At 31.5% G+C, this 11,786-nt stretch carries 11 protein-coding genes; 4 read left to right on the top strand and 7 right to left on the bottom strand.

Translation table 11 applies throughout. The features are described from left to right. Window positions 1-102 precede the first annotated feature (102 nt). From DFQ06_RS03245 to DFQ06_RS03255, 3 genes are all read right to left on the bottom strand, one after another. Window positions 103-663: a GNAT family N-acetyltransferase gene (locus tag DFQ06_RS03245; protein WP_133965997.1), complete on the bottom strand. Its 561-nt coding sequence runs from the start codon at window positions 661-663 to the stop codon at window positions 103-105. 452 nt (window positions 664-1,115) lie between these two features. Further along, complete coding sequence (locus DFQ06_RS03250) at window positions 1,116-1,775, bottom strand: DUF6702 family protein (protein WP_133965999.1); 660 nt, start codon at window positions 1,773-1,775, stop codon at window positions 1,116-1,118. Between the two features lie 85 nt (window positions 1,776-1,860). After that, the gene (locus tag DFQ06_RS03255; RefSeq protein WP_133966001.1) at window positions 1,861-2,859 is read right to left on the bottom strand and encodes a YHYH protein; all 999 of its coding nucleotides are present in this window, start codon (window positions 2,857-2,859) and stop codon (window positions 1,861-1,863) included. 277 nt (window positions 2,860-3,136) lie between these two features. Between DFQ06_RS03255 and DFQ06_RS03260 the strand changes: the two genes are divergently transcribed. The 4 genes from DFQ06_RS03260 to DFQ06_RS03275 are packed head-to-tail and all read left to right on the top strand — an operon-like array spanning window position 3,137 to window position 8,230. After that, window positions 3,137-3,817, top strand: a complete 681-nt coding sequence (locus DFQ06_RS03260) for a TetR/AcrR family transcriptional regulator (protein WP_042503613.1) — start codon at window positions 3,137-3,139, stop codon at window positions 3,815-3,817. Beyond that, complete coding sequence (locus DFQ06_RS03265; RefSeq protein ID WP_042503612.1) at window positions 3,810-5,474, top strand: peptidase domain-containing ABC transporter; 1,665 nt, start codon at window positions 3,810-3,812, stop codon at window positions 5,472-5,474. The genes DFQ06_RS03260 and DFQ06_RS03265 overlap by 8 nt, the downstream gene beginning before the upstream one ends. A gap of 3 nt (window positions 5,475-5,477) precedes the next feature. After that, on the top strand, window positions 5,478-6,833 hold the full coding sequence (locus tag DFQ06_RS03270) for an HlyD family secretion protein (protein WP_042503610.1): 1,356 nt from the start codon (window positions 5,478-5,480) through the stop codon (window positions 6,831-6,833). 5 nt (window positions 6,834-6,838) lie between these two features. Further along, on the top strand, window positions 6,839-8,230 hold the full coding sequence (locus DFQ06_RS03275; protein WP_133966003.1) for a TolC family protein: 1,392 nt from the start codon (window positions 6,839-6,841) through the stop codon (window positions 8,228-8,230). A gap of 13 nt (window positions 8,231-8,243) precedes the next feature. Here DFQ06_RS03275 and DFQ06_RS03280 read toward each other — a convergent pair whose 3' ends face one another. The 4 genes from DFQ06_RS03280 to DFQ06_RS03295 form a co-directional block, all read right to left on the bottom strand. Beyond that, on the bottom strand, window positions 8,244-9,935 hold the full coding sequence (locus tag DFQ06_RS03280; protein ID WP_133966005.1) for a patatin-like phospholipase family protein: 1,692 nt from the start codon (window positions 9,933-9,935) through the stop codon (window positions 8,244-8,246). Between the two features lie 236 nt (window positions 9,936-10,171). Next, on the bottom strand, window positions 10,172-10,471 hold the full coding sequence (locus tag DFQ06_RS03285; RefSeq protein WP_042503607.1) for a hypothetical protein: 300 nt from the start codon (window positions 10,469-10,471) through the stop codon (window positions 10,172-10,174). A gap of 145 nt (window positions 10,472-10,616) precedes the next feature. After that, window positions 10,617-10,886 carry a hypothetical protein gene (locus DFQ06_RS03290; protein ID WP_042495171.1) on the bottom strand — a complete coding sequence of 90 codons (270 nt, stop codon included), beginning with the start codon at window positions 10,884-10,886 and terminating at the stop codon, window positions 10,617-10,619. 122 nt (window positions 10,887-11,008) lie between these two features. After that, the gene (locus tag DFQ06_RS03295) at window positions 11,009-11,755 is read right to left on the bottom strand and encodes a hypothetical protein (RefSeq protein ID WP_074935856.1); all 747 of its coding nucleotides are present in this window, start codon (window positions 11,753-11,755) and stop codon (window positions 11,009-11,011) included. Window positions 11,756-11,786: the final 31 nt, after the last annotated feature.

The raw sequence follows: 11,786 nt of genomic DNA on the forward strand, positions 1-11,786 counted from the left end.
AATAGGAATTATTTTTAGATTCTAATAAATACGTTTTTAATTTATAGACAACTACTAGGTAGTCCAAAGCATTGGTGCTTAATTATAAAAATAGTTAGGTATTTACGTCCATTCTTCTTTCAAAATGCTGTAAACATAAGTTCCTTCACTCTCCCCGTAAGATTTAATATTATAATTTCTAAGCAGGCCTTCCTTTATTGCTCCAAGTTTTTCTACTGCCTTTTGCGATTTAATGTTTTTTACATCAATTCTAAATTCAATTCTTCTAAACAATAATTTGTTAAAACAATAATCTAAAAGGAGTTTTTTACAAATCTTATTTATTCTAGTTCCTTGAAATTTCTCAGCAATCCAGGTCCATCCAATTTCTAATCTTCTATTATGAAAATCAATATTACCAAACATTGTTATACCAACTGGTTTTTCGTCATCTTTTTTTAATATAATAAAAGGGTATAACTCTCTGTTTAATTTTGCAGATAAGCAATAGTTGAAATATTCTAATAAATCATTGTCATTTTTAACTCTGGCACCAAACTCTCCCAATTCTTGAGTAAAACTAATTGTTCTAATTTTACTTATATCTGATTTATTTAGTGGTCGTAAAACAAGAAAATCATTTTCGATTATTAGCTCATTAGAAAAAAAATCTTTGTTATTCATTTAATAATTTAGTTTCGTATAAAATTAATGATTGTTCAATTCCATCATCAACTATTTTACATTTATTTGTTTTTTTACTTAATTATACAATTTTCTGTTCGTTAGATTTGTCCGTAAAATAGATTACATTTTCTCGATTTGGACCACTATAATCAACTTTGTTCTTTTAAATATTTAATTCTATCATCTTATCCAAGCTATTAAGTTTTGAATTCAATCAATTTGGTTTCAAAATCTAGATTTCCTTTAGGAATAATTGAACTTAAAACACTGATAATCATTTTTTTATATTTCGTTTAAAAACTCCATCTAGTTCAGAATTATGTTCGTTTTTCGGAATTGTAAATTTTATATAAACTTTTTTTCAAATGTTGCTAACTATATCATAACTGCAGTTAAATATAATAATAATAATAATAATAAATTTCATCCTAAACCTTCATGCAAAGAACTTAATCTCTTACAATGCTGAGCACTGCATCTTGCACAGGCACAGGAATATGTTTTTTGCTTTTTATTTTCTGAATAAGAAACACAATCAAGGCAGTCAAAAATAGGCCTAGTAATATTTTAGTTGATAAAAAAGAAGCTTGATTATCGATTTGTTTTACAAAGGTGTTTCCTTCTGTTTTCAACTTTATTGAAAAATTATTCGATTTATTTAAAACAAAATGCTCTTTATTAAACCCAGATTTTAATAATACTAAAGCGCTTTGGCTTCGGTTAATATCGCTAAAAGCAGTATTGCTTACTTCTATTTGTTTTATATCATCTGGAACGCCCATTACTTGGAAAACGACTTTAGTTTCGTGACCTAGTTTTACAACACCATGTGTTAATTTTACTGCAGCATTCTGGTTATTAATAGTAATATTTATGTTGTTTTTCATGTGTTCCAAAACCATCTCCTGAAACTCTTCGGGTGTTTTATAAGGCGTATTGGCAAATTGTTTACGGACTTCCGTTTGGAATGCTGTTAACGATGCGCTAATTTGTAATACCCAAGTTTGATTATCTTGTTCTACCAACATAGTGGTCGATATATCGGGCTGATGGGCTTGCATTAAATTAGATGAGCTCAAGAAAAGTATAATTAAGGCTAATTTTTTCATAATAAGTAAGTGTTGCAATATTAATTTCCGCGAAAGCGATTTAAATACGTGCCATTTACAAAACAGCACGTATTAATTAATGGGTTTAAATGGCGTAAGCACCGTATAAACAATCTATAAAATTGTTGTTTCCAGCTGCATCTACGTGGTAATGGTAACCTCTTGTTTCATCACTATGGCCTCTACAAGCATCTAAATCTGTAGGTTCGTTTCCGTCGGTATCTAGTTGTGCATATATACCATGACCATCTAAGGCATAACCAATCATGGCGGCGTGCGCATCCTCTTGTGCTATTTGAGTACTAACACCAGTTGCCGCGTGATAATGATATCCTGCAGCCAGGTTAATGTGTCCGCCAGCATCATCAAAAGGCGCTAAAGTGTAAGCACCTAAAATAGCATCGGTTGGTGCTGGAGCATCGAAAACAACGCCATTAAAAGCAACACCTCGTTGTGATGGACCTGATGCACCAGGACCAAAACCACCGCTAAAATTAACCGGTGCGGTTTGTTTTATAGGTGTAATTGGTATTAAGTACGTTTGCGTAATATCGGTAACGTAAGAAGGTAAACACTCCACACAAAAATTCTCATATGCTTCACCTACATTAGGGTTTGCGGCATTTGCGCAATCATCCTCGGTTTCGGTTGTGTAAATATCACCGTTTTCGTCGTACATATGCCATGTGGTATCGTTATAGAAATCGGCCATATTTTTTATAAAATCGCCATCAACATCATACACTTCACCACTTTCTAACCAAATTCCGCCTGCAGAAGCATCATCGGAAATATTACCTGGACACCACGGCCCCATTTCGTGATCAGATGGTGCACTGGTTGCAACTATTTCGTAACAATTGGTACTCGTACCATCTGATAAAGTACAAGGTACAGTAGTGATTGTTACTGCCGATGTGTTTGTTAAAAATAGTGATGCATCAACGTCTAAAACTAAATCATCACTTTCTTCTGTTGTTTCGGAATCTGTCGTGCTACTGTCATCGGAATTGCACGCTGTAAATGATAAAATAATCATGCAAAAAAGGATAAAACTTTTTAATACTATTTTGTTTGTTTTCATGAGCGTAAGATTTTTATTATTGATTGTTATATGTTATTTTAGATTGTGTTTTCTGTTTTAACTTGTGCTTAAATACTCGTTTTATGAAAACTTTGTGAAACTTAACATTAACTTAATATTAGATGTGTTTTAGTTAAAAAAGCTATTAAGTATTGATTTTGCTCATTTAACACGGCTTTATTTATGCTTAAATAGTAAATCTCTATGGTGTCATTAGTAATTAGAATTTGCAAAAATGATAGTATTACTATTATATTTGCGTAAATAAGTTTTAATTATGAAAGATTTACTGTTGAAATTTAAAATTGAACTGCCAGAAGGTATTTATTTAAAAGACCCAGAATCTTCTACTTTAGGAAAAAAAATTATTGAACATAGCATTATTCTTATTGAAGATATTGGCTTTGAACATTTTAATTTTAAAAAATTAGGAAAAGAAATAGGTTCTAACGAAAGTTCTATATATCGCTATTTTGAAAGTAAACACAAAGTCTTACTTTATTTAACGTCGTGGTATTGGAGTTGGTTGGAATATCAATTAGTTTTGGAAACCTACAGCATGACTAATATTGAAGAGAAATTAAAAAAGGCCATTGAGATTGTTACCAAAACCACTGAGCAGGATGATAAATACACGCATATTAACGAAGTATTACTTAATCAAATTGTGATAGAAGAAAATTCAAAATCGTATCTTACTAAAGATGTAGATACAGAAAATGAAGAAGGTCTTTTTCTTCCTTTTAAACGTGTGGTGCATCGCTTATCAGATATTATAATAACTTACAACTCTGCGTATGATTATCCATTAAGTCTTTCCTCTACTATCATAGTTGGCTCGTTAAAACAACATTTTATAAAAAAACATTTTAAATCCATTTCTAATTATGATGGAGATAAAAACCAAACTGATTTTTTCACAGATTTAGCCCTAAAAACATTAATAAAAAATGGATAATACTACTTTATCACCTTGGAAACGCTTTATAGGTTTACTACGTTTAGAGCGTAAAGATATTTACCAAATTGCATATTATGCTGTATTCGATGGTTTGGTAGCTTTATCGCTTCCGTTAGGAATTCAAGCTATTATTAACTTACTACAAGGTGCCCAAATCTCAACATCTTGGGTGGTTTTAGTCATGTTGGTAACCTCTGGTGTAGCCTTTTCTGGTGTGCTTAAACTCATGCAAATGCGTATTATCGAAACAATACAGCAACGTATTTTTACACGTGCATCCATAGAATTAAGTTATCGTTTTCCGAAGATTAAAATGAGGGAATTACGCCAATATTATCTTCCGGAATTGGCTAATCGATTTTTTGATACGTTAACGATTCAAAAAGGATTATCAAAAATTTTAGTAGATATTCCTTCGGCGTTATTACAAATTATATTCGCCTTGCTTCTACTTTCATTTTACCATCCGTTTTTTATAATTTTTGGTTTACTATTATTAGTTCTTATCTATGTTGTTTTTAAATATACGGCTAGACGCGGTTTAGAAACGAGTTTAAAAGAATCTAAAGCCAAATACAAAGTAGCGCATTGGTTGCAAGAAATTTCTAGAACGGTTATAAGTTTTAAACTTTCAGGAAAAACAAGTTTAGCTATAGATAAAAGTGACGACTTAGTAGCTGGTTACTTAGACTCTAGAGAGAAACACTTTAAGGTTTTGGTCCTCCAGTTTATACAATTAATAGGCTTTAAAGTATTAGTAACACTAGGTTTATTATTAATTGGTGGTTTCTTAGTTTTAGACCAACGTATGAACATCGGGCAATTTGTAGCCGCAGAAATTATTATCATCTTAATTATAAATTCGGTTGAAAAACTAATTAGAGGTTTAGAATCTTTTTACGATGTTTTAACGTCTATTGAGAAACTAGGCCAAGTGGTTGATATGTCTTTAGAGGCTCAAAAAGGTGAAGCTGTTAAAAAAGATGCCGATTTAACCATTGAGTTTCAAAATGTATCTTATCAAGTTGAAGACCGCTACAAACCTATTTTAAGCGATGTATCTTTCACCATTGCACCTAAAGATAAAATTTTAATTAAAGGTGAAAGTGGTTCTGGAAAATCTAGTTTATTACAGCTTATTGCGGGACTAATTTCTCCATCTTCCGGGTATGTTTATGTAAACAACCTATCTCTACAGAGTTTGGTTAAAAATGAATATCGTTCTAATTTAGGGTTATCATTATCTGAAGAATCTCCCTTTGAAGGCACTTTAAGAGAAAATATCACTTTTGGAAATAAAGATATTAGTGATGATACTATTTACCAGGTTTTAGAGCGTTTAAATTTAACATCTTTTTTACAACAGCAAACTAAAGGATTAAACACTATTTTAAAACCAGAAGGTAAGCAAATGGCTTACACAATTTCTAAAAAAATAATACTTGCTAGAGCATTAGTTAAACAGCCAAAGTTATTAATTCTAGAAAATCCGCTAGATCATTTCGATCAAGATGAAGCTAAAATACTTATCGATTTATTAGCGAGTCCTAAGTGTCCTTGGAGTTTGGTTGTAGTAAGTAACAACGGCTTTTGGGAAGAAAAATGTAATAAGCAAATTGTGCTTAAAAATGGAGTTATCATCAATAAACAGTAAGCTATGTTAAATATAACAAACAATAAAGTTTCAGAATATATAGACATAAAAAGCTTTAAATCTGGAAAAGAAATTTTTACCGTACAATACCATAAACGATTTAAAAAGTTTCTAAAGGTATTTTCAATACTAATTGTAGTGATTGTCTTTTTACCATGGACTCAAAATATATCGAGTACCGGTTTAGTAACCACTTTAAAACCTAATCAACGTCCTCAATCTATACAGTCTCAAATACCAGGACGTGTTGAAGAATGGTTTGTACAAGAAGGGGATTTTGTAAAAAAAGGAGATACTATTATTCGTATTTCCGAAGTAAAAAGTGATTATTTCGATTCTCGTTTAGCAGAACGAACTGGTGATCAACTTAGTGTAAAATCATCTTCTGTTGAAGCCTATAAAAACAAGGTAGTTGCTTTAGGTAATCAAATTTCTGCTTTACAGCAAGAACGTCGATTAAAGCTAGAATCTGCCAAAAACAAATTGTTGCAATCTCGTTTAAAAGTCACCACAGATAGTATGGATTTCGAGGCGACAAAAATTAAAGCCGATATTGCAAAAATTCAATACGAGCGTACTATATCCTTACAAGAAGAAGGCTTGAAAGCGGTTAAAGATGTCGAAGAAAAACGAGCAAAACTGCAAGAAGCAGATGCTAAACTTATCTCACAACAAAACAAGTATTTAAGCACTAAAAATGAATTGATTAATGCGCAAATTGCAATCTCGACTATTAGCGCAACTTATGGCGATAAGTTGGCCAAAGCTCAAAGTGGTTTGTATACTGCGCAATCTAGCGGATATGACACAGAAGCCGAAGTTTCTAAATTAGAAACAAGTTTAGCAAATTATACCAAACGTACTAGTTTATTATTTGTTACGGCTCCACAAGATGGTTACATTAACAAGGCCATTAAAGCTGGTATTGGTGAAACCTTTAAAGAAGGAGAGCAATTGGTGAGTATTATGCCGGCAGATTACGATTTAGCTGTTGAAATGTATGTACGCCCAATTGATTTACCTTTAATACACACTGGTGAAAATGTACGTGTACAGTTTGATGGTTGGCCTGCTATCGTTTTTAGCGGATGGCCAAATGTATCTTATGGTACTTATGGCGCTAAAATTGTAGCTATCGAAAATTATATTAGTAGCAATGGTAAATACCGTGTATTACTAAAACCAGATGCTGATGATGTAGCTTGGCCAGAAGCCATTCGTGTAGGTTCTGGAGCAAAAAGTATAGCACTACTTAATGATGTACCAATTTGGTTTGAACTTTGGAGACAGATAAATAGCTTCCCTCCTGATTTCTATAAGCCAGATAGTAAAACTGAATACTCTAAAGATAAAAAATAAACTGAATGCATAAACTTGTAATTATTGTACTGTTTTTAATGTCTTCCGTAGGTTTTTCGCAAGAAAACGATACTGTGCTATCATTAGAAGAATATTTAGGGTATGTAAAAAAATACCATCCTATAGTGAAGCAGGCTCAACTAATCACTACGGAAAGTGAGGCTAAGTTATTGAAATCTAGAGGTGCTTTCGATCCAAAATTAGAAGTTGATTATAATCGTAAAAAGTTTAAATCCACGACTTATTATGATAAGCTAAATAGCACTTTTAAAATTCCAACGTGGTATGGCGTTGAGCTTAAAGCTAATTATGAAAACAATGATGGTACGTATTTAAACCCGGAATACAATACGCCAGACGATGGTTTATATAGCGCAGGTGTATCTGTTTCATTAGCAAAAGGCTTATTAACCAATGAGCGTATGGCAACTTTAAAACAGTCTAAATTGTATTTAAAATACGCTCAAGCGGAACAAAAACTTGTTATTAACGACATTTTGTATAATGCTATTACTACTTATTTTAATTGGTTAAAAAACTACCAAGCAAAATTGGTTTACAGCGATTATTTGGTAAATGCAGATACCCGGTTAAAGAATGTTAAAAGCAGTTTTTTTGCGGGCGATAAACCTGCCATTGATACGCTAGAGGCTAATATTAATTTTAAAAGTAGAAAGCTAGATTATGAAAAAGCTAAAATTGGTTATATAAAATCGGCTTTAGAACTTTCTAATTATTTGTGGTTAGAAAACAACATTCCTTTAGAGTTAGAAGAAGGCATTTCTCCTGATACAACTACCATTGATAAAATTGATGTAGTACTGAATAGTTCGGTTTTAAATAGTACTGATGAATTAATTGCAAATCATCCAAAACTACAAAGTCTTCAGATAAAACAAGAAATTTTAACGGTTGATAAGCGTTTAAAAACAAACAACTTATTGCCAAAAATAGATTTGCAATATAACTTTCTGTCGAGCGATTATGAGAATGTAAATAGTTTTAATACTGCAAATTATAAGAGTGGATTAAACATTAGCTTTCCTCTGTTTTTAAGAAAAGAACGTGCCGATTTAAGACTCGCTAAATTGAAACTTCAGGATATAGGTTTTGATATTTCCGCAACCAAAGTGAGCTTAAAAAATAAAGTAAATGCCACCATACAAGAAATAGATTCGTATAACACGCAATACGATTTATTGCAAGATATTGTAGTAGATTACAAGGCGTTTGTTAAGAGTGAAGAACGTAAATTTAGTTTAGGTGAAGGTTCTCTATTTTTAGTAAATTATAGAGAAGTTAAACTCATTGAAAGCCAACTAAAAGCTATCGATGTGGAGTATCAATTATTTATCAGTAAATCGAATTTATTACGAGTTTTAAATAATTTAGAATAGTTTTAATAATGCTTTAATCACACAACTCCTCCACCAACCAAAGTGGTTTTTTATTAAATGATACCCAGTCGGCTTTTAAAGCATCATACAACTTATCTATTTCAGTAAAGTCGGCTATGTTGCTATCAGGATCTGCTCTAAGTTCTAAAATATATTCCATGAGTTCGTAGCACACAGTAAATTGCCCACAAGCAATTAATGTTTGCATTCTGTTTTTCACAATATCTTTTTTATCCCACCATAATGTAGTTGGCGTTTCAGAAGCTGTTAGGCAAACACTTTCTAAGTTTTTACTTGGTGCTTTTATACCTCTATTATAAGCTGGCGTTTTCATGTATGGCGATTTTTTACCACTCAATTTATAAACCGTTGCTGTAATACGTTTGTTTTTTAATTCGTTTTTAGAATAGAATAAATCGTAATTAACGCGACGCATTTGTTTTAAAAACACATCGTTTATCATGGTCATAGCAGATGTTACGCGGTTATATAGCATCACTTGTATTAAGCTAATGTCCAGTTTTTCAAAGGTTAGAATATCATCAAGCAAAGCTTCGGGAATATTTTTATTAAATAGATGTTTCAACCTAGAAAGTACAGCTATTTTTACTGATGATGCTACAAGGCCAAAAATAGTTAAAAGCAACCCCATACCAAAAAGTGCACTTCCTAAAATATACCAACCCACATAACCTGTTGGCCCAAAAATCTTCATATTATTCAAAAGTAAAATTGCTAAACCAACCAATAGAATAGTCCAATAAATAGGTTTAATGGAAAAATATTGCAACACCTTATTTATAACTCGTTTGGCGGTCGATTTCTTTTCAATTTTAGTAGCATCTTGTTTCCAAGGTTTCATTTTAAAGCTACCTACATCGTTCACGATAATTAAGTCTAGTTTGCCTTTCATTCTATCGTTAATAAGCATCATACTACCAATACCTTGGTTGTCGGCTATACCACCATCCATAATACCTACACCTTCGATAAATGTATCTAAACCTTTTAAGTTTTTATATGAAGAACTGCTGTGATCTTTAAAATAATCGTCAGGGAACACTAACGGCTCAAACCCAACAGGAAAGCATGATGACGAGGCAATAACATCTCCTAATTCAACCTCATTTCGTAAAGCGTTAATTTCTTTTTGATTGTTTCTGTAAAGCGGGTTATTTCCAAAATACCCACGGTTTTGAAAACGATAAGTTAATCCAAACGAAAAATCGGTAGCATTGAAACATACTTGTTCTAGTTGTTTTATTTTGCTTTTTTCAAACTTACCAAATGCGCCTTCAAAAACAGGCATTTCTGAATATGTTAGAGCAAAAGCATTTATTAGCGATCTGTTTTTATACGGATTAGCTTTCCAAACTGTATCATTTTCTAACTTAGCAATAGCGCTTTCTAATAACACATCGTTTTCTGGTGTAAACGTATTGTAAAACTGCTTAAAAAAAGCTTTAAAATTATAATTAGGCATTTGTACTGCTTTGGCATAACCAACACCTGTAAGCGTGCCTCCACTCACTGTGCTTAGCGCTTTAACCGATTTTAATAAGGATTTATTTTTATAAGAAACATGATCGAGATAAGCCAGCACACCTAAAGCAAAAAAAGTAGCACGATAACCGCCGCCACTAAAGCAAAGTCCTATGTTTTCAAAAGGAGTGAATTCTGATTTTTTATCTAATTCTTGTGCCATGATCTGTTTTGTGTCTTTCCGCTTTAAAGATAGTTATAGATTTAAAACTATTTGTAAGTAAAATCACTTGATTGTGTTTTATTTCTGAATTATCTAAATTTTACGCTTATAAATTCTTTCCTGTTTAATAATATAAAAGCAAAAACCTCTCAGAAAAATTGAATAATATCAATAGTTATGAAAGGTTTACTATTCTATATTGCAAAAGCAAAATAGATAATTTTATAATGTGCGTTTTATTTTAAAAGCGCTAATAATCCTGTTAATTCCGATAGGTCTAAACTAGAATCGTTATCGACATCTAATGTGCTAAAGTTCTCTGAAACAGAGCCGATTGCTTCTGTAGAGCTAATGGCTTCATCTTTATTGGCATCCAATAAGGTAAATAAGCTAGATATTTGTTGCACTGTAGAGTTTGAACTTAAAGAACTTAATAAAGTTGCTGCACTAGTAATGCTAGATGTATCCATATTTTTTACACTGTTACAACTTGTTAAACTTGCAACAACGGCTAGCGATAGTATTACTTTTTTCATAATAGGTTTTAATTTATTTTGAACAAATATATTACTACACACGGCTTTTGAGAAAAGGAATATACCAACACCGCATTTTCATCTTTTAAACAAGTAGATTTTTAGACGAAATAGTTTTAGCTACTAATTTCGTTTTCTTTATCACTTATCTAAAAACACTAGCCGTTCCTTCACAAGTCCAATTCGTGTCATTTTCATCTTCATCGTAAGAAATAAATGAATTAGTACCTGTAAAATTACCATCAATTTCAGAATATAGATAGTTGCCTGTAAATTTACGTTTGCTACCAGAAGGTAATGTGTATATGGTTTCGATAATTAATGCATCACCATTCAACTCATAATAAGAACTTGTTAAGTAACCAGGGTCTGTAAACTCTATAGTTTGATCTGCTAAAAATTTAAATTCAAACAAAGAAAATTCCCAATAAAGAGAATAGTATATTTAAAACAACTGATTATCTGTTTGTTAGAAATAAAAAAAACATGCTCCTGATCAACTTATCAGAACATAGAAATGATAGACTTTAGAAGAAATTATTCTAGTTCCTCTTTTAACTTGGTGATTAATATTTTAGTTTTACCACGTAGCATTTTAGCATTGTTGAGCTGTATTTGCGTTTGTAATAAGCGATCTATTATACTGTTTTGATACTCTTTATTATTGAGCAGAGTAATATAATCTGATTTGCTACCAAATTCTTTAATATGCCGATAATTTGCATTTTCTTTAGGGAGCAAATCAATAAGAGAAATGTGCTTTTCTAAAACAGGTTTTAATCTATCGCTAATTATCGCTTTAATTTTATCGTCTTGATCCTTAAATCCGTTTATTTTACTTGGGTAAACAGCTATTAAATCTTTAAGATCGTCACTTTCAATAATCTCAAATTTAGTAGTATTTACAATAGAATTTACAGAGTTGTCAAGCAAACTAACATCTTTGTGTTGAATATTTATAATAGTGTCTTTAGCACCTTGAGTAATTTCGTTGGGAGCTTTGCCAACATATTTTAAGGTGTTTTCTAAATAAATTATTGTTTTAGGATACTCGTCTATTAAACCTTTTAGTAGATGTAAATTAGTGTTTAACTCCTCATTTAAGTTCTGGTAAATTTTCTGTTCTACAATATTATTTTTTCTAATATCATTAAGATCGTTTATTTTCCAAGCAATTGAAATACCAATTACAATTAGTATAATTTCGCCAATAGCATATACCAAATAAGATTTGAACTTACCGAAGGCTATTAGGTTTCTTCTTAATTTACGGAATAGTTTCATGGATGATTATTTGGAAATATATAGGTGAAAT

This window comes from Algibacter lectus (genome assembly GCF_004368925.1).
In the GTDB taxonomy this organism is placed as follows: Bacteria; Bacteroidota; Bacteroidia; order Flavobacteriales; family Flavobacteriaceae; genus Algibacter; species Algibacter lectus.